This is a genomic window from Aliiroseovarius sp. Z3, assembly GCF_029105185.1.
GTDB lineage: Bacteria > Pseudomonadota > Alphaproteobacteria > Rhodobacterales > Rhodobacteraceae > Aliiroseovarius.
On record NZ_JAFMZK010000011.1, the window covers coordinates 115,765 to 133,015 of the forward strand.

The following is a 17,251-nucleotide window of genomic DNA, read 5'->3' on the forward strand; positions in this document are numbered from 1 at the left end:
AAGTCTGACGCCGCAGGATTCTCTTCGCGAACCCATGCTGTTAGGCGCATTCCATGAGCAACCCATCTCCCGCCCGCTATCATACGACCAACTGGTCCAGCTACAACGCATCGCTGAGCAAGCGGGGGTCCCTGCTGATCTGGGTCGACGAAGACATCACTTGGCGCGCGCCCTCACCGCCGCCCTCCTAGCCGGTACGATATCATTACTGTCCCCCTGCGTGCTACCTCTTGTGCCAAGTTATGTCTCCTACATGGCCGGGCGCACAGCCGCTAAAGGCGGGGCGGCTGCGGCCTCGCCGTTGCGCACCGTTTGACTGAGTCTGTGTTTTGGCCTCGGCTTCTCCATGATCTTCATCGGGCTTGGCGCTTCAGCTACTGCAATGGGTCAGGCCCTACTTCGTTGGCGGTATGAACTCAACCTCGTTGGGGGCGGCATCATCATTGTCTTCGGGTTTTTCATGATCGGGGCCGCGCGTGTTTCGGTCATGGAACGCGACTTCCGATTCAATCTCAACATCCCCGGGGGCCAACCCGCTGCGTCCTATGTCCTCAGTCTTGCTTTCGGCTTCGGTTGGACGCCGTGTATCGGCCCTATCCTCGGCGCAATCCTGACAGCCAGTGCGGCGAGTGCCACGATGGGCGAAGGTATCATGCTGCTTGCCGTCTATTCCGCCGGCCTTGGAATACCGTTTCTGATCGTGGCCGGATTCACCGACCAGATCGCGGGACGGTTGCGGGCCATCGGCCGGGTTGGCCGCCGCCTCCACCAGCTTGCGGGCATAGTGATGATCTTGATGGGGCTGGCGATGATGACAGGGCAGTTGAGCGCGCTGTCATACTGGATGCTCGACGTATTTCCGGTTCTGGGACGGATCGGATAGCTCCATTAGTAGCAGCGTCTATTGATAACAGAAAATTTTCTTGAACCTCTAGTAGCTTTAGGAGTTAAGCCACCGACAAAGAACGGCACCATGGAGCAAGTTGCCAATAACGCCTCACTCCTTCCCGGGCGAACAACACTGCGTTCGGGGTAAGGTTCGGTTTGCCGTCCAATGCGTGAACGGAGCAATCTATATGCTGACAAGACGACATTTCATCCAGACGACCACCGCGCTGTTTTCGGCATCGATATCCAGCCCGCTCCTTGCAGACACGTGGCCTACCGATGCGCAGAAGGCAGCTTGGGACGCACAGGTTACACCTCCCGGCTACGACCCGGCCACGTCCAACCCTTGGGGCCTTCACCCTCGCTTCCTGCCACAGCGGGTCCTCGCGAAGGACGGACTTGTACCCGGTGATATCCATGTCGATGCTGTTGCGCGCTATCTCTACCACATCGAAGAAGGCGGCACGGCGATGCGCTATGGCGTGGCGATCGCGCGCGGTAAACTTTACGAACCGGGCACCTATACGATCAAGCGCAAGGTCAGGTGGCCGCATTGGCAGCCGACACAAAACATGATCGACCGCGACCCAGAGCTCTACGCCGATATCGCTGACGGTATGGAACCCGGACCTGAAAACGCGCTCGGATCGCGAGCCCTCTATCTCTTCGTCGGCGACCGAGACACCTATCTAAGGATTCACGGGACACCGTATCCAAGAAGCATTGGCGGCCGTGCGAGTTCCGGCTGCGTCCGAATGGTCATGGCGCACATCAATGATCTCTATCCCAACGTCGAGATTGGCTCGACGGCATTCCTGTACTCGGCGGAAGACAGCGTCACCCCGAGAAGTTGACTGGCGCATCATGTGTTACGCGTGGGCCTGACGCATCTATGGGCTGATCAGGACTGGCGCGAAGTGCAGATGGGGTTGCCACCTGCCGAGCGTAGCGGAACCAAGGTGTTTTCCACCGGACCGCTGTGTTCATACCAATAACAGCCATCCTCGGGACGAAGCCGCGCCGTGGTGAGATCCTGACCAGGCGCAGCAAGGGCAATGACGGCCTCGGGAACACTTCCCACTTCGTTGCGAGCGCCGCCGTCGTCCAGCGTTGGCACCGCACAGCCAGCAAGCACCAATGTCGCTGCGATAATTGGCGCGTTTCGTTTCTGCATGTCTACCTCACTCATTCTGATCGCTTCGTACCGGCAAGCGTTGCTCCAACCGCGTGGTTTCAAGGGGGCGGCTAGCTTCAAGCCTCCGCAGGGCGCCTTTCTTGCTGGACGAATATCCACTTTTTACCCTTGAAGCTCTAGTTACTGTAGGGGCTATGTCAATGTGGAATCAATGAATCCTGAGGTCAATCCATGTCTTCCGACGGCAACCGCAACGATCACTGCCATCCTAGTGATCAAGAGCATTCTGACCCAAGAGGCAAATCCTGTTGCGACGCCAGCAAGGACGTCGCGTCCACGGCGCCAGCGCCGTCCGGCGGAAGGAGCTTTCAGGTCTCCGGGCTCGATTGCGCCGAAGAGGTGGCGATCCTGAACCGGGTTGTCGGGCCGAAGGTCGGCGGTACCGAGCATCTTGCGTTCGACGTCATCAACGGACGGATGACGATCCTCGATTCCGCAAGAGCTTTATCCGAAGCTGAGGTCGTAAAACTGGTTGCAAGCACGGGGATGAATGCAAAACCATGGGATGCCGACAACGCAGCAGAGGACCAAGCGGCGCATCTGGCACGTCAGAAGCGCTTTACCTCGTTGAGCGGCGGCTTCTGGGCGGCGGGATTCCTTTTTCACATTGTCGAGACCGGCATGGGCGGCGCGCTCGGGCTCTTTGCGGGCCATGGCGAGGTGCCTATGCCTATGGCGGAAGCAGGGATCTTCGCCGTCGCGATTCTTTTTGGCGTCTGGCTTGTCGCGCCCAAGGCCTGGTCTTCGGCGCGGAGGCTTAGCCCCGACATGAACCTGCTCATGGTGGTGGCCGTCGCGGGCGCCATCGGCCTCGGCGAGTTTTTTGAGGCCGCGACGGTCGCCTTCTTCTTCTCGCTCTCTCTCTATCTTGAGAGCTGGAGCGTGGGGCGGGCGCGTAATGCGGTTTCCGCGCTCCTCGATCTGGCGCCGCCAACGGCGCGGGTTCTTTACGACGACGGATCTGAATCCGACGTTCCGGCCGCGGCCGTGGCAGTCAATGCAAGGTTTATCGTGCGTGGCGGCGACCGGATCCCCCTCGACGGTGAGGTCGTGGACGGGGCAGGGGCCGTCGATCAGGCCCCAATTACTGGGGAAAGCGCGCTAGTGCCCAAGGAACCCGGCGACGAGGTCTATGCCGGCACGATCAACGGCGAGGGCACACTGACGGTGCGGGCAACGAAGGCCGCCTCGGACACGGTGCTCGCGAAAATCATTCGCATGGTGGGCGATGCCCATGCCCGCCGCGCGCCGGTCGAACAGTGGGTGGCCAAGTTCGCGCGCATCTACACACCCATCGTGATGGCTCTGGCGATCGCCATCGCGCTGGTGCCGCCACTCCTGCTCGGCGGCGCCTGGGACTACTGGTTCTACAACGCTCTGGTCCTTCTGGTCATCGCATGTCCTTGCGCGCTGGTCATTTCTACGCCGGTTTCCATCGTTGCGGCGCTGACCGCGTCGGCCCGGGCGGGGGTGCTCATCAAGGGCGGCGCCTATGTCGAGGCGCCGGGGCGGACCACGGCACTGGCGATGGACAAGACCGGGACGATCACCATGGGCGAGCCTGAGGTGGCGGCGGTTCACCCGCTGATCGGCGTTTCCGCCCTCGATCTCATGGCGCTGGCAGCAAGCCTGGAGGCGCGGTCTTCGCACCCGCTGGCACGCGCCATCCTCGCGCGCGCCGAAGCCGATGGTGTTTCCGTGCCTGCCGCAGAGGACACCCGCACCGTGCCCGGGCGCGGTCTGGAGGGACGCGCCGACGGGCGCGCGATCTGGCTCGGCTCGGATCGGTTCGCCGAAGAGAAGGGGTTCGGCAATGCCATTCCGGCGGATCTGCGGGATCGGATCGAAGGGGCAGGGAGCACCCTCGTTGCCGTGGGTGACGAGACCGGCGTGACCGGCGTACTGGAGCTTCGCGACCGCATCCGCCCCGATGCCAAGGGAATCGTTGCGCGGCTGCACGCGCAGGGAGTGAAGACGATCGTGATGCTGACCGGCGACAACGAACGCACCGCGCGTGCCGTGGCGGCCGAGGTCGGCATCGACGAGGTGCGCGCCGAGCTTTTGCCAGAAGACAAGGTGACAGCCATCGAAGAACTCGTCGCGAACCACGACATGGTCGCGATGATCGGTGACGGTGTGAACGACGCACCGGCCATGGCGCGGGCGCATTATGCCATCGCCATGGGCGCTGTCGGATCGGATGCCGCGATCGAGACGGCCGACATCGCGCTGATGACCGACGACATCGGCAAGGTACCCTGGCTTATCGGCCATTCGCGCCGTGCCATGACGATCATCCACCAGAATATCGGCATATCGCTGGCGACCAAGGCGTTGTTCGTTGGGCTGACGGCGTTCGGCATGGCCTCAATGTGGGGCGCCATTGCTGCGGATGTAGGCGTGTCTCTGCTGGTGGTCGCCAACGCACTTCGGCTCCTGAACGGCCATCAGGTTGAGGCCGGGCCTTCAGGCGGAGAACCGGTGGGCGAGCAGATGGCGAAAGGAGCACTGGCGCACGGTCATTGATCCGGCGGTTTCGGTAGCTCGATATCGCTTTTGCGGTCCAGCCACGCCAGCGCCCCGACAGAGAATTCCGAACCCCGGTAGGGTTCCGTCCAGGCGGTCTCGATGTCGTCCCAGGGCAGAGGCTCGAGATTTCCAAGAAAGAGCGTCAGACGGTAGGCCGCTGCCTCGGGAAGCCAAGGCGCCTCCTTGGCCGGCGTCGCGGCGACAGGTCCGGACAGGAGGAGCGCACTTGCGAGTGTGGCGAGCAGCACTCTCATAATATTTCGCATCACCACGGCCTCCAAAGTAAAAAGTTAGACATGGCTAACTTATCTACCCGAAGCAAACAAGTTGTCAATCCCGCTGTTTCGCTGCAAAGTCCGGACATGCCGAAGCTGCAATCACATGGGCGTGAGCCATTCGAGGCTGTCGACAGGGCTCCCAAGGCGCAGGCCGAAGGCTTTGCGACCGTGCGTCAGGCACATGAAAGCGAGATGGCGGAGGATTACGTTGAACTGATCGCGGAACTGATCGAGACGCGAGGGGAGGCCAGACCGGTCGAGATCGCCGAGCGGCTTGGCGTGAAGCCGCCGACCGTGACCAAGAACATCTCGCGGCTCAAGGCTGCTGGCTTGGTGCGGCGGGAACCTTACCGCGCCATATTCCTCACCCAAGCAGGGCAGGATCTTGCGGAGATCTGTCGACGCCGCCACAGGGTCGTCGTCGCCTTTCTTCTGAGTCTGGGGATCGACGAAGAGACCGCGGAACGCGATGCGGAAGGGATTGAGCATCACGTCAGCGGGACGACATTGGAGGCGTTCGAGCGACGGCTCAATCAGAAATGAGCTGGCCGCGATGCACATTCGCGCGATTCTCTATCGGGACCTCAAGCTATCGGGTCTTCAAGCCACTGACACATTCGCGCAATTTCGAAGCTCGCTAGCCGAGAACGCGCAACAGCAGGATGGTTGCAAACAGGGCGACAAGTCCGAAGGCGATCGCAGACGCTACCGCATATTGGAGGATATCAAGGTGATTCCCCCTCCTCCGTCGTGCCAGATAGCCACCCCAGATCGCGCCTCCAATGGCGCCCACGATCACAAGCATCAGGATACATCCGTTCCAAAATGCCGCGCATCGCGATATCGTCCGAGCAAACCGGCCAGCCAAGTGAAGACCCAGCACCCAAAGACAAGCACCAGCAGGGTCCAGTCGCCGTAACGCGCATAGGGCGTTGGAGCACCCGCGCCCGGCAGGCCAGCATCAATGACGCCTGTTTCCCCGGTATCGAGACGCGCGACGACCTCGCCATTGGTGTCGATGATCGCGGATATCCCGGTGTTGGCCGCCCGGACCACGGGAAGCCCTTCCTCGACCGCGCGCATCCGCGCGGAGGCGAGGTGCTGCTCGGGTCCAATGCTGGTTCCGAACCAGGCATCATTTGTGGCGTTGAATATCCAGTCGGGGCGGAAAAGGTCATCGACCACTTGGCCCGGAAAAATGATCTCGTAACAGATCGCCACCGCGACCAGCGGAGCGCCCGGAACGGCCAGCGTGCGTGGCCCCAGTCCAGGCGTGAAATCGCCCAAACCTTCGGTCAGTCGCTCGATCGGCAGCCAGCCTCTTAGCGGCACATATTCCCCGAACGGGACGAGATGATGTTTTGCATATCCCGTCAGAATCTCACCGCTGCCATCGTATGCCTGAACCGTGTTGAAATATCTGGTTCCCCCATCGCCCTCCACTCGGTCAGGCACACCTGTCAAAAGGACTCTGTCGTCTGGCAAAGCTGCAGATATCCGCGCGCGTGCCGCAGCATCTTCGTCCAGAAAGCCGGGGAAGGCCGTTTCCGGCCAAAGCAACACATCGAAACGTCCGGGTTGCACGGACAAGCCCAGGTATTTTTCCAAGGTTCGCTCGCGGCTGCCCGGCGCCCACTTCTCGACTTGTGGCACATTGCCTTGGACGATGCGCAAACCAACATCTTTCGGCGGCAAGTCCTGCCCTAACCGAAGCGCACCGCCAACCCAGAAACCCGTCACAGCAACGGCGAAGAGCACGAGAACAGGCGCGCGTCTCTTTGGCGCCGCCACAGTCAACACACCTGGCAATATGCCGATGAAGACCGTGAGAAAGCCCAAACCGTAGCTTCCGACCCAGGCGGCGGGTTGGCGCAGGGCGGCATAATCGACAAGGGCATAAGCGGCAAGGTTCCAGGGAAACCCCGTCAGGACATGACCCCGCAGCCATTCCGTGGCCACCCAGCAGGTTGCAAACAGAAGGCCCGCCGCAATGCCGCCGTCAGCTCGGCGCTGCATGATGGCGGCAAAAAGCATCGCCGCCATGCCCGGGAAGATGGCAAGTCCGGCGGACAGACCCGCGACCGCCGGAATCGCCAGTGCGCCGAAACGTTCGGCATCGACGTAAAAGCTCTCGGCGATCCAGGAAATTCCAATCCCGAATTGGCCCAGTCCGAAAGCCCAACCGACAAGGAAAGCGCGCGAGGTTGAGATTTTCCGGAGAACGATAAAGAGCACTGAGAAGGCGACAGGGACCGCGATGAGCCAAGAAAACGGCGGAAGGATCAAAACCGTCAATCCGCCGCCAACAAGGGCAAGTCCCATGCACTGGAACAGGTTCGGGTCCTCGCCAACGAACCGCAGCAAACCCGGCTTCATGAATCGGTCTGAAGTCGAGCGCCAACCCACGGCGCAATGAGTAGCAGCCCCACGCCGCCAACCACAAAAACATCGGCCATGTTGAAGGCAGGCCAGTGCGCCGTCCCGATGTAGAAATCGAGGAAATCCGTCACCGCACGATAGCGCAGGCGGTCCAGAATATTGCCGAGTGCACCGCCGATGATCGCACCATAGGCAATGGCCTCGACCCGGCTGCTGGTACGGACCAGCATGAACGCCAGCCAGACGCAGATGCCAAGCGCCAGTAAGACAAGGCTCCACCACGGCGCGCCGCCGAGAAGCCCGAAGGTCACTCCGTCATTGCGCAGGTAGATGAGATTGAAGCCGGGAAAGACCGATACGCCGGAACTAAGAACAGTCGCATTGGACACAACGATTGCCTTCGTTGCCTGATCGACAAGAAAGGCGATCAGCGCAGCAAGCAGACCGACGAAGAGGCAAGTTCTCATCAGCTTATCCCAGCCAGACGTCGAGGAACAACATGATCACAAGACCAACGGCGAGGCCGAGCGTCGCCCTGTTCTGATGGCCGGATCGGTGGGTTTCCGGAATGATCTCGTGGCTGATGACGTAGAGCATCGCACCTGCTGCGAAGGCGAGACCCCAGGGCAGCAGCGGTTGCGAAAGACTGATAATCCCTGCGCCGAGAAGTCCACCGACGGGCTCGACGAGACCGGTCAGAGCGGCGATGCCCCAGGCGCGAAGCCTGGAATAGCCCTCGCCGAGCAACGAAACCGCCACCGCCAGACCTTCGGGGGCATTCTGTAATCCAATACCGATCGCAAGTGGCAACCCGCCCGACAAACCGTCAGCCCCGAACCCGACGCCGACGGCAAGCCCTTCGGGAAAATTGTGGATAGTGATCGCGATGATGAAAAGCCAGACGCGCCGCAGCGATGCGGCGTCGGGACCTTCCCGCCCCGTCTTGAAATGTTCATGCGGTAGCCGTTCGTTCATCAGAGCGACCGCGCCCATGCCAAGCAGGATCGCAACACATACGATGGCCGCCGGGAGAGCACCGTTGTCGAACTGTCCTTCAGCTGCGTCGAGAGCCGGGATGATCAGCGAGAAGAACGAAGCCGCGAGCATGACACCCGCCGCGAAGCCAAGCAGCAGATCGCGCGTGGCCCGGGACGGGATGCGCCCAAAAAGAACGGGGACCGCCCCGACCGCGGTCAGCGATCCGGCGGCCAGGCTTCCAAGAAAGCCAAGCGCTATGGGGGAGAGGGGTTCCAATTGTTAAGGTTCTGCCGCGAGTTCAGTCAGGAGCCGAGTAGCTGGTGTAGACCTCGGTCGACCCGTCTTCGCGGATCAGGAAGACATCGTAAGCCTCCCGGTCGTCCTCCGGTCCCATGCCAGGCGACCCGTAGGGCATTCCCGGCACCGCCAGGCCTACCGCGTCTGGCCGGTCCTCCAGCAGGCGTTGGATGTCAGCCGCCGGCACGTGGCCCTCGATCACATAGCCGTCGACCAGAGCCGTATGACAGGACACCATGCGCTGCGGCACGCCATTGTCGAGTTTAAAGCGCACAAGAGATCCTCCGAACATGTCCTCGCCCATCGGCGCGAAGCCATTCTCCTCGAGGTGCTTCATCCAGGACAGGCAACAGCCGCAGCCGTTTGTCTTCCGGACGTCGATCTGAATCGCCTCTGCGACGGCCTGCGCCGCGGGAAGCAAGGCAAATGCGATGGCAAGGGCGGGAGTAAATCGTTTCATGGATCAAAGCCTTTCGGTTGTCGTCTGTGCAAATTCGCTGGCGAGCCTCTCAGCCAGAAGTGAACGCGCCTCACTCAGCCGCTCAAGCGCGGCCGTGTCGTCCGCTTCACGCTCGGCCGCCTCTGCCAGTCGGTCGTCAGAGAGAGGGTCGGTTGGGCGACCGTCCAGCAGCACTTCGTAATGTAGGTTGGGGCCTGTCGCGGTACCCGTCGCACCGACGCGGCCGATCAAATCTCCGGCGATCACGCGTTGCCCTTGTGTGAGGCCGTCCGGTACAGCGCTGAGATGGGCGTAGCGCGTCAGGGTGTCGGAGCCATGCGCGATTTCAACCACCCGGCCATACCCACCGCGGCGGCCGATGAAGCTAACGCGGCCAGGCGCCGTCGCCTGTACCGGCGTGCCGCGCGCCGCCGCGAAGTCGACCCCTGTGTGCATCCGCACATTGCCGTAGACCGGGTGGGTGCGACGCCCGAACACAGAACTCAGCCGTGCGCCTTCAACCGGTTGCGCGAACACGCGCAGGACTTCTCCATTGACATAGATCGTCGCTTGACCGCTGCCGTCGTCCGGCCAGACGATCTCGTAGACCGATCCACCAAGATCCAGCTCAGCGAAGGCAAGCTCAGGCTGACCAATCCTCTTGTTCCCGTCTCGGGCCTCGCGCCAAAGGAGGCGCATCGTCTCGCCACCCGCAAGATCACGACGGAAATCCACGGTGCCGCCCAGCATCTGCGCCAGGTCCACCGCAAAACGGGCGGGGATGTCTGCCGTGTTCAGGGCGGCGAAAATCGAGCTCTCGATCACCGCCTCGCCGGCGAAAGTCACCAATTCGGGATCCGGGTCCAACACGCGGGCGGCAAGCTGTTCGCCGAAGACCGCCTCTATCCGGACACCGTCTTCGACGGCGAGCTCTACACGACGCGGGTTGTCGTCCGTTGTGGAAACCACCGTAATGATGTGACCCGGACGCAGACGGCGCAGATCGTATTCCGTGCCAATCGCCAAGGCGATTTCGGCGCGATCCGAAGCATCCAGCCCCGCATCGGAAAGGACCGCATCAAGCGTCTCGCCGGACGCAATCTCCCGCGACCAGGTGACCAGCGGGGGCTCGATAGATGGCAAGGAGGTATCAGCGGGGGAAACGGTCAGGAGCGGCCGGGGTCTGAACTCGAATGCGATATCCGCCTGGGCGAGTGTAGGGCGGACCGAATTGGTTTCGGTAATCCGAGGCGGCGCAAGCGGATTGGGAGTCCAGAGGGTCGCTTCAGCAATCGCAGGGGGCACCGGTTCTTTGGACAGAACGCCAGAGATGGCGATGGCGGTCACCGAAAATGCGCCTGCGACCGCAACGGCCGCCAATACAGTTCTTATCTTCATGTTGCCCCCTCTACGTCTTCTGTCAGTGCGCGCTGGATCTTCGGCACCGCGAATTCTCTTTGCTCGTGATAGTCGATCATGGTGACGAGCTCACCCTCGGCATCGAACAGGAATACGCTTGCCGTATGGTTCATCGTATAGCCGCCGCCCTCAGTCGGGACGCGCTCAAATGAGGCACGAAACCCTTCTGCAGCGCGGGCAATTTGGTCTTCCGGCCCCGTCCAGCCACGAATGACCGGATGAAAATAGCCGACATATTCGGCCATGGCCTCGACCGTGTCCCGCTCCGGGTCGACCGTGATGAAGACCACGTTCATCTCTGATGCTTCGTCGCCCAGTTCCTCAAGCCAGCCGGAAATATCCGATAGGGTCGTCGGGCAGACGTCCGGGCAGTAGGTGAACCCGAAAAACACCATTGTGGGACGACCGATCAGGTTGCCAGGCCCTACCTCATTTTCCTCGTGGTCGGTCAGCCGGAACTCCATCGCCGATAGGGGCAGGGGCCGCTGCCCTTTTGGTTCAGGCGCACCGGGCCCGTCCACCCGCCACCAGCCCACGAAGAGCGTCAGGCCAAGAACGCCGGCACCGGCTGCGCCGTATAGAAGGAGCTGCCGACGTTGCATCAGCCCTCCGGTCCACGCGCGGCGATTCCGAGGATTGGGACCTCGACCGTCACCTTGCCGCCATCCGAGAAGGTCAGTGTCAGCGGGAAATTCTCGCCTTCGGTCATCGGCTCTTGCAGCTTCATGAGCATGGCGTGCAACCCGCCCGGCTCCAATGCCACGCTTTGGCCGGGCTCAATCGTGATCTCGCCTGCAGGCGCCATGGAACTGACGCCATCGGAGTTGGTTTTCGACTCATGGATCTCGGGCATCATTGCCAGCGGTGTCGCAAGTCCGGTCAGCGTAACGGCGTCTTCACCCGTGTTGCGCACGGTCATATAGGCGGCACCTGGCCTGTTGACGCCGATCGAGGCGCGGGACCACGCATTCTCGACCACGACATCCTCCGAACCGGCCAGTGCGGGGGCCGACAGCCCTGCAACCGTCAAAAGCACGGCCAATGCATTGGTATATCTCAACTTCTTCACCACTCGTTTCTCCTGCCTCCGCAAATCAGCTTTGGCTTGCCGCAACTTCCACTGCCACCAGCCTCCGCAATTCGGCCTCACCGAACGGATCGAGAGGCTTGCCGTTCACGAAGAACGTGGGCGTTTGGCGGACCCCGACTGTCTCGACATCGGCGCGGTCCTGGTTGAGCACCGCCACAACACCGGGGGCCAGCATCTGTGTCCGGGCAGCTTCGACATCCAGACCTCCGCTTGCTGCAATCTCAAGGATCAATCCGGGTGCCGGGGTCCCGTGAGACGCCCATCTGGGCTGCTCTCGCAAGACTGCCTCGAGCACAGGTTCAAACACGTCCTGCATGCGCGCCGCCTCGAGCACACGGATCGCTTCTACCGACGCCTCGCCGTGAAAAGGCGTATAGCGGATTACAACGCGCACCGCGTCTCCGTGCTCCGCCATGATATCCTCGACGACCGGATAGAAAGCGCGGCATGCCTCGCAGGCCGGGTCGAAGAATTCAACGATGGTTACGGGCGCATCCTCGGGCCCGAGGATCGGGGAATAGGGTCGGATCAGCGCGTCGGCCATTTCAGGGTCGATGGGATCGGACGCGGCAATCGGGTCGGGGCGGGTGGCATACCAGGCGGCACCGCCGAAACCGGCGACCCCGAGCGCGAGAACGGACAGGATGAGGCCGCGTCGTTTCATTTTTGTGTTTCCTTCAGTGAGAGAGCCGACAGCAGACCGATCATCGCGAAGGCGACGAGCGCCATCAAAGGAATCGGAATGCCGAAGACCAGTTGATTGTCGTCGGTACAGGATGGGCCGGTCGCCGTGCAGGGCTGGATACGCTCGGGGATAACGCCGACATAGAGGCCCAAGTGCCAAAGCGCGACGGCGGCACCGCCCAAAGCCAGCGCGATCCCGTAGCGACCCACGCGCCGATCCTGCCACCACAGCCCAAGCCCGAGGATGATGGCCAAGGGGAACATGAAGGCACGCTGGAACCAGCAGAGCACGCAAGGTGTCTGCCCCAGAACCTCGCCGATGAAGAGCACGGCAAGCGACGCGGTGAGCGCGATGATCCAGGCCAGGCCAAGGGCCGTCTCTCCGGAAAGTCGGGTCATGACGATCAGATCCTCTGTCTCAGATCGGCGAGGATCTCTTCGGCGGGCGTGCCGTAGGGCCAGGAGTCCGCGAAGCCTGCTTGCGTGTCGAAAAGGAAAAGATGCGACGTGTGACCCATCGTGTATCCGCCCGGCGCAGTCGCCTGCTCGATCCGCTCAAAGAATATCGGAAAGGTTTCGGATGTCGCGGCGATCTGCTCCGGTGTACCGGTCAGCCCGATGATCCCTGCGTCGAACAGGGGCACATACTCGGCAAGTGCAGTCGGCGTATCCCGCTTCGGATCAATCGTTATGAAAATCGGCTGAACCATTGCTGCCTCATCGCCCAGGCCCTCCATCACGGCCGCGACTTCGGACAGTGTTGTCGGACAGACGTCGGGGCAATTGGTGAAGCCAAAGAAGACCAGCATCCAGCGCCCTGCGAAATCTTCGTCCGTTTGGACCATGCCGCGATGATCGGTCAGTTCGAAATCAGCAAGAAACGGTGGTTCACTCTCGGTGCGGGCAAGATCGGCACGGTAGTCGGACCATAGCAACAGCCAGATGAAAACGAACGCCGCCGCGCCCGCCAACACCCACAATACCTTCTGAAGACCTGAAAGCCTCACGCCGCTCCGCCCGAACCTGATTCTATATTTTGTGTGCGTTTACATCCTCTAGCTACTGTAGGTTCAAGCGTGATTGTCATCGATCGGCCAACAATCACCGATCTGTGAAACTCGGGTGAAGCTTGTGATGCGCACCGCATAAAGCTACACCCACTGTAGGTAATGTGGGGAGCGGAAATGCTGACGATTGGGACGCTGGCGAAGAAGACCGGAACAAAGGTGCAGACCATCCGGTATTACGAGCAGATCGGACTTATGCCTGAGCCCGGCAGGACCGAGGGGGGCCAACGACGCTATGGCGACGCCGAACTCGACCGCTTGTCATTCGTCCGGCACGCACGGCAACTGGGGTTCTCGTTGGACGCGATCCGTGAGCTCCTCGATCTCAGCGATCATCCGGGAAAGTCCTGCGCTGAGGCGGATGCAATAGCCCGTCGGCAACTCAAACAGGTCGAGCAACGATTGGCGCGGCTCGAGGCGCTGCGGACGGAATTGAAGCGGATGGTGCATGAGTGCAGCGGCGGACAGACTTCTGATTGCCGTGTGCTCGAGGTACTGCGCGACCATTCCGAATGCCTGACCGACCATGAAGAGATCGGCGCCTGAGCAATTTCGACGACCTTTGATCGGAACGCAAAAAGCCCGGTGTTAGTTACTCATTGGCAATTCACTAATTTGGATACCCGGCATGGCGGAGCAGAGAAACGCAACGGAAAGACGCACACTCTGGATCGTGCTGGGTCTCAACATCGGGCTGGCAGTCGCTTTCTTCGCCTCGGGCGCATTCGGCGAGTCAAGCGCGCTTATCGCCAATGGCCTCGACAATCTGTCGGACAGTTTCGTCTACGCGATCAGCCTCTTCGCGCTGTCCCGCTCCGCCAAGTGGAAGCGCGGAGCGGCGAACGTTTCGGGCGGCCTGCTGATCCTCTTCGCCCTTGGAATCCTGTATGACGCGTGGCGCCGCTACGTCGGCGGATCGGATCCTCTTGGCACGATCATGATTGTCATGGCGCTGGTAGCGGCGGCCATCAACGCACTTTGCGTCTGGCTGCTGGCACGGCTTCGCGATCCAGACGTAAACATCCGAGCGGCGAATACGTTCAGCTGGAACGACTTCGCGGCCAATCTCGGAATCGTCGTCGCAGGCGGGCTCGTAGCCTGGCTCGGAACGAATTGGCCGGACCTTGTCGTGGGCGTGATTGTCGCCGGCATCGCGGCCTGGGGTGGCGTCGGAATCCTGAGAGACGCGCATGGTGAACACCACAAAGCGGTGCACAATGACGATCAGGTAACCAAGGACTCGGCCTGAAATCGGGGCTTGAAGCTACAGTGACTGTAGCAACTACATATTCTCGTGAACGATTCGAGGAGATATCCCGTGAACCCCGCCGACCCTCATTTGGCCAAAACCCGGCTGCTGGATTTTGACGCGACCTCAATTGCAAAACTGATCGAGGAGCGCGGCTGGGCAGACCTTCCCAGCGACGACCGAATTGGGGCCATCTACGATTTCGTCAGGAACGAGATTACCTTCGGCTACAACCGCGCCGACGACATTCCGGCGTCCGAGGTCCTCGCAGATGGCCACGGGCAGTGCAACACCAAGGGCACGCTCCTCATGGCCCTGCTGCGTGGCGTGGGAGTTCGCTGCCGACTGCACGGGTTCACAATCCACAAGGCGCTTCAGAGAGGCGTCGTTCCGGAACTCGTCTATCCCCTCGCGCCGTCCGAAATCCTCCACTCCTGGGTAGAGGTGGACTTGGGCGACGGATGGGTCAATCACCGCCAGAACTTCGGATTTGTGCGCGACTTGCTCTATCGCCACGTCATCCGTCACTGGATGAATGCCAGGGTTCGCCGCATCCGCCGCGGAATCTTGCCGCCGGTCCCCGGATTCGATCGGCCGAACCACCGCCATGAGGAGACGAACCGTGCCGCATGATCACGGCCACGCCCACATCGATCCTCAATCCGGTGATCGTCGCGTCTCCATCGCCATCTGGGCCAACGGCCTCCTGACGGTCGCGCAGATCGTCGGCGGGATCCTTTCCGGCAGCCTCGCGCTGATCGCGGATGCCCTCCACAATTTCTCGGACATGGCGTCGCTGGTGATCGCCTTCTTCGCGCGTAAGATCGCTCGCCGCCCGGCGGACAAGCGCATGACCTTCGGCTATGGGCGGGTAGAAATCGTCGCAGCGCTCATCAACTACACGACACTTATCCTGATCGGCTTCTACCTGATCTACGAGGGTGGCATGCGCATGATCGACCCACCAGAGGTACAGGGCTGGACGGTGGTGATCCTGGGCGGTGTGGCACTGGTCGTCGACACGTTGACGGCGCTGCTCACCTATTCGATGCAGAAAGGCAGCGTGAACATCCGTGCGCTCTTCCTGCACAACCTATCGGACGCTTTGGCCTCCGTGGCGGTCATCATCGGCGGCTCGCTCATCCTCCTCTACAACATGCGGTGGGTCGACCCGGCGATCACCATCGGCATCGCTCTCTACATCCTCTACCTCGCATTTACCGAGATCGGCGGTCCGATTCGGACGCTGATGCTCGGCAGTCCACCGGACATCGATAATGAAACCGTCGTTCAGGCGATGCGGGGTGTGGATGGTGTCGCGGACGTTCATCACGTGCATCTGTGGCAGATGCAGGAGCACGAGGCGGCTCTGGACTGCCACGTCGTGCTGACAGCGGACGGCTGGGGTCAAATCGAAAAGATCAAGGCCGCGATCAAGGACCGGCTGAAGGACGATTTCAGCATCGGTCATTCGAGTCTGGAATTTGAGCACGAAGACCGCGCACACGAAAACGCTGACCTTTACGGTCACGGCAAACCGGAAAAAGAGGAGGAAAACCATGTTCACCGAGACACTGACAGCTCATGACGACACGATTGGCCTCGCCTGCGAGGGCAAGCTCAGCGAAAGCGACCTGAAACGGATGCACGCCCTGCTTCATGAGCGCCTGCAAGAGACAAGTAAGCCCGGCCTGGTTCTCGATCTCACGAGGTTCGAAGGCTACGATGGGCCGTCCGCTCTGCTCGAAGATCTGAAAATCGACACAGCCCATAGGAATGACTTCCGCCGCGTCGCTGTGGTGGGCGAAGGGGCTTTGTTGGAGTGGGGAACCAGGTTCGCCGACGTGCTGACCACGGCAGAACTCCGTTAGTTCGACCCGGCGGAAATGAAGGCGGCAATCGCCTGGGCAAGTGAAAGGTAGAGTAGCTTTCAATCAGATGCCTTCGCAGAAGACAGCATCTGTTCGAAACCATAAACAAAAGAACTACAGCAGTTGCGAGACCCAAGAGCAATCCGAAAGTTCTGAACATGGTCGCTCCTTTCGCAAAGGAGTAACTTTGGTACGGTGGCACTGCCCTTGCCGGGGCATTATCAAATCGTAATGTTTTAGCGGCTCAGGGCGCCAGTTGGTTAACATAAACTTCATTATGCGTGCGCATAATGTATGCGCACGATTGACGCGCATACATCCAAAGTATAACCTCTCCTTAGGAGGTGAGCTCATGAATTCTCATACTCGGAAGCCTACAAATCTGTCCCTGGACGTAACTTTGCTTACGGAAGCCAAAGCGTTGAAGGTGAATCTGTCTCGAGCAGCTGAGAACGGAGTTCGGAGTGCTGTTGCTGCAGCTAAAGCGGAACAGTGGAAAGCTGAGAATGCCGCCGCGATTCGGAGTTCTAACTCATACGTTGAGAAGCATGGTTTACCGCTCGATCCTTATCGTCAGTTCTGATGCCCAAGTATGACGTATTTCCCAATCCGTCCGGAGATGGTTATCTTTTGGATGTTCAAACCGACCTTCTGAGCGATCTGAACACCCGCGTTGTCGTGCCTTTGCTGCGACCAGCAAGCGCACCAAAACCGGCAACCAAACTCAACCCAATTTTCGAATTCGATGGTCGGCCGGTCGTGATGGTCACGCAGTTCATGGCGGCGGTGCCAACAGGCATTCTTAAGACGTCCATTGGAAACCTCGACAATGAATTTGAGAAAGTCACGACCGCGATCGACATGCTTATGCAGGGTTTTTAGACGATC

At 60.7% G+C, this 17,251-nt stretch carries 22 protein-coding genes and 2 pseudogenes; 12 read left to right on the forward strand and 12 right to left on the reverse strand.

Translation table 11 applies throughout. The features are described 5' to 3' along the window. Positions 1–53: 53 nt before the first annotated feature. From J3R80_RS16925 to J3R80_RS16935, 3 genes and pseudogenes are all read left to right on the forward strand, one after another. A pseudogene (locus tag J3R80_RS16925) lies at positions 54–173 on the forward strand (IS5/IS1182 family transposase); the annotation flags it as partial. Continuing rightward, positions 161–883: pseudogene (locus tag J3R80_RS16930) on the forward strand (cytochrome c biogenesis protein CcdA). The pseudogenes J3R80_RS16925 and J3R80_RS16930, both read left to right, overlap by 13 nt. 193 nt (positions 884–1,076) lie before the next feature. Beyond that, positions 1,077–1,742 carry a L,D-transpeptidase gene (locus J3R80_RS16935; protein WP_007803448.1) on the forward strand — a complete coding sequence of 222 codons (666 nt, stop codon included), beginning with the start codon at positions 1,077–1,079 and terminating at the stop codon, positions 1,740–1,742. Between the two features lie 47 nt (positions 1,743–1,789). Here J3R80_RS16935 and J3R80_RS16940 read toward each other — a convergent pair whose 3' ends face one another. Next, complete coding sequence (locus tag J3R80_RS16940) at positions 1,790–2,062, reverse strand: hypothetical protein (RefSeq protein ID WP_012187176.1); 273 nt, start codon at positions 2,060–2,062, stop codon at positions 1,790–1,792. 192 nt (positions 2,063–2,254) lie between these two features. Here J3R80_RS16940 and J3R80_RS16945 point away from each other — a divergent pair, with 192 nt between their 5' ends. Beyond that, on the forward strand, positions 2,255–4,609 hold the full coding sequence (locus J3R80_RS16945) for a cation-translocating P-type ATPase (RefSeq protein WP_275394942.1): 2,355 nt from the start codon (positions 2,255–2,257) through the stop codon (positions 4,607–4,609). On the opposite strand, the gene J3R80_RS16950 is transcribed toward J3R80_RS16945, so the two are convergent. Further along, positions 4,603–4,866 (reverse strand): hypothetical protein, encoded by a 264-nt coding sequence (locus J3R80_RS16950; RefSeq protein ID WP_224888552.1) that lies wholly within the window; start codon positions 4,864–4,866, stop codon positions 4,603–4,605. The genes J3R80_RS16945 and J3R80_RS16950 overlap by 7 nt on opposite strands. Before the next feature lie 108 nt (positions 4,867–4,974). Here J3R80_RS16950 and mntR point away from each other — a divergent pair, with 108 nt between their 5' ends. Next, positions 4,975–5,433 carry a manganese-binding transcriptional regulator MntR gene (mntR, locus tag J3R80_RS16955; protein WP_275394943.1) on the forward strand — a complete coding sequence of 153 codons (459 nt, stop codon included), beginning with the start codon at positions 4,975–4,977 and terminating at the stop codon, positions 5,431–5,433. Between the two features lie 261 nt (positions 5,434–5,694). Here the strand turns inward: mntR and lnt are convergent, their stop codons facing one another. The 10 genes from lnt to J3R80_RS17005 are packed head-to-tail and all read right to left on the reverse strand — an operon-like array spanning position 5,695 to position 13,183. Beyond that, positions 5,695–7,266: an apolipoprotein N-acyltransferase gene (gene lnt, locus J3R80_RS16960; protein ID WP_275394944.1), complete on the reverse strand. Its 1,572-nt coding sequence runs from the start codon at positions 7,264–7,266 to the stop codon at positions 5,695–5,697. Next, positions 7,263–7,736: a signal peptidase II gene (gene lspA / locus J3R80_RS16965; protein WP_275394945.1), complete on the reverse strand. Its 474-nt coding sequence runs from the start codon at positions 7,734–7,736 to the stop codon at positions 7,263–7,265. Before lspA ends, lnt begins: the two co-directional genes overlap by 4 nt. Before the next feature lie 4 nt (positions 7,737–7,740). Then, the gene (locus tag J3R80_RS16970; RefSeq protein ID WP_054540603.1) at positions 7,741–8,523 is read right to left on the reverse strand and encodes a ZIP family metal transporter; all 783 of its coding nucleotides are present in this window, start codon (positions 8,521–8,523) and stop codon (positions 7,741–7,743) included. Positions 8,524–8,545: 22 nt separating this feature from the next. Next, the gene (locus J3R80_RS16975) at positions 8,546–9,004 is read right to left on the reverse strand and encodes a DUF411 domain-containing protein (protein WP_275394946.1); all 459 of its coding nucleotides are present in this window, start codon (positions 9,002–9,004) and stop codon (positions 8,546–8,548) included. A gap of 3 nt (positions 9,005–9,007) precedes the next feature. Then, the gene (locus J3R80_RS16980) at positions 9,008–10,381 is read right to left on the reverse strand and encodes a M23 family metallopeptidase (protein WP_275394947.1); all 1,374 of its coding nucleotides are present in this window, start codon (positions 10,379–10,381) and stop codon (positions 9,008–9,010) included. Next, the gene (locus tag J3R80_RS16985) at positions 10,378–11,004 is read right to left on the reverse strand and encodes an SCO family protein (protein WP_007803468.1); all 627 of its coding nucleotides are present in this window, start codon (positions 11,002–11,004) and stop codon (positions 10,378–10,380) included. Before J3R80_RS16985 ends, J3R80_RS16980 begins: the two co-directional genes overlap by 4 nt. Then, positions 11,004–11,471, reverse strand: coding sequence for a copper chaperone PCu(A)C (locus J3R80_RS16990; protein ID WP_028288644.1), 468 nt, complete (start codon positions 11,469–11,471; stop codon positions 11,004–11,006). Before J3R80_RS16990 ends, J3R80_RS16985 begins: the two co-directional genes overlap by 1 nt. Before the next feature lie 25 nt (positions 11,472–11,496). Continuing rightward, positions 11,497–12,156 carry a thioredoxin domain-containing protein gene (locus J3R80_RS16995; protein ID WP_054540605.1) on the reverse strand — a complete coding sequence of 220 codons (660 nt, stop codon included), beginning with the start codon at positions 12,154–12,156 and terminating at the stop codon, positions 11,497–11,499. Continuing rightward, positions 12,153–12,575 (reverse strand): disulfide bond formation protein B, encoded by a 423-nt coding sequence (locus J3R80_RS17000; RefSeq protein WP_007803474.1) that lies wholly within the window; start codon positions 12,573–12,575, stop codon positions 12,153–12,155. The genes J3R80_RS16995 and J3R80_RS17000 overlap by 4 nt, the downstream gene beginning before the upstream one ends. Before the next feature lie 5 nt (positions 12,576–12,580). Beyond that, the gene (locus tag J3R80_RS17005; RefSeq protein ID WP_275394948.1) at positions 12,581–13,183 is read right to left on the reverse strand and encodes an SCO family protein; all 603 of its coding nucleotides are present in this window, start codon (positions 13,181–13,183) and stop codon (positions 12,581–12,583) included. A 177-nt stretch (positions 13,184–13,360) separates the two neighbouring features. Between J3R80_RS17005 and J3R80_RS17010 the strand changes: the two genes are divergently transcribed. The 7 genes from J3R80_RS17010 to J3R80_RS17040 all read left to right on the forward strand — a co-directional run bounded on the left by J3R80_RS17010 (position 13,361) and on the right by J3R80_RS17040 (position 17,245). Then, the gene (locus J3R80_RS17010) at positions 13,361–13,789 is read left to right on the forward strand and encodes a helix-turn-helix domain-containing protein (protein ID WP_007803476.1); all 429 of its coding nucleotides are present in this window, start codon (positions 13,361–13,363) and stop codon (positions 13,787–13,789) included. An 82-nt stretch (positions 13,790–13,871) separates the two neighbouring features. Beyond that, positions 13,872–14,492 (forward strand): cation transporter, encoded by a 621-nt coding sequence (locus tag J3R80_RS17015; RefSeq protein ID WP_008327361.1) that lies wholly within the window; start codon positions 13,872–13,874, stop codon positions 14,490–14,492. 69 nt (positions 14,493–14,561) lie between these two features. Continuing rightward, complete coding sequence (locus tag J3R80_RS17020; RefSeq protein ID WP_007803479.1) at positions 14,562–15,125, forward strand: transglutaminase-like domain-containing protein; 564 nt, start codon at positions 14,562–14,564, stop codon at positions 15,123–15,125. Beyond that, positions 15,115–16,080, forward strand: coding sequence for a cation diffusion facilitator family transporter (locus J3R80_RS17025; protein ID WP_007803480.1), 966 nt, complete (start codon positions 15,115–15,117; stop codon positions 16,078–16,080). Before J3R80_RS17020 ends, J3R80_RS17025 begins: the two co-directional genes overlap by 11 nt. Further along, positions 16,052–16,363, forward strand: a complete 312-nt coding sequence (locus J3R80_RS17030; protein WP_007803481.1) for an STAS/SEC14 domain-containing protein — start codon at positions 16,052–16,054, stop codon at positions 16,361–16,363. Before J3R80_RS17025 ends, J3R80_RS17030 begins: the two co-directional genes overlap by 29 nt. Positions 16,364–16,715: 352 nt before the next feature. Next, positions 16,716–16,946: a type II toxin-antitoxin system CcdA family antitoxin gene (locus tag J3R80_RS17035; RefSeq protein WP_275394949.1), complete on the forward strand. Its 231-nt coding sequence runs from the start codon at positions 16,716–16,718 to the stop codon at positions 16,944–16,946. Continuing rightward, complete coding sequence (locus J3R80_RS17040) at positions 16,946–17,245, forward strand: CcdB family protein (RefSeq protein ID WP_275394950.1); 300 nt, start codon at positions 16,946–16,948, stop codon at positions 17,243–17,245. The genes J3R80_RS17035 and J3R80_RS17040 overlap by 1 nt, the downstream gene beginning before the upstream one ends. The last annotated feature ends 6 nt before the right edge of the window (positions 17,246–17,251 follow it).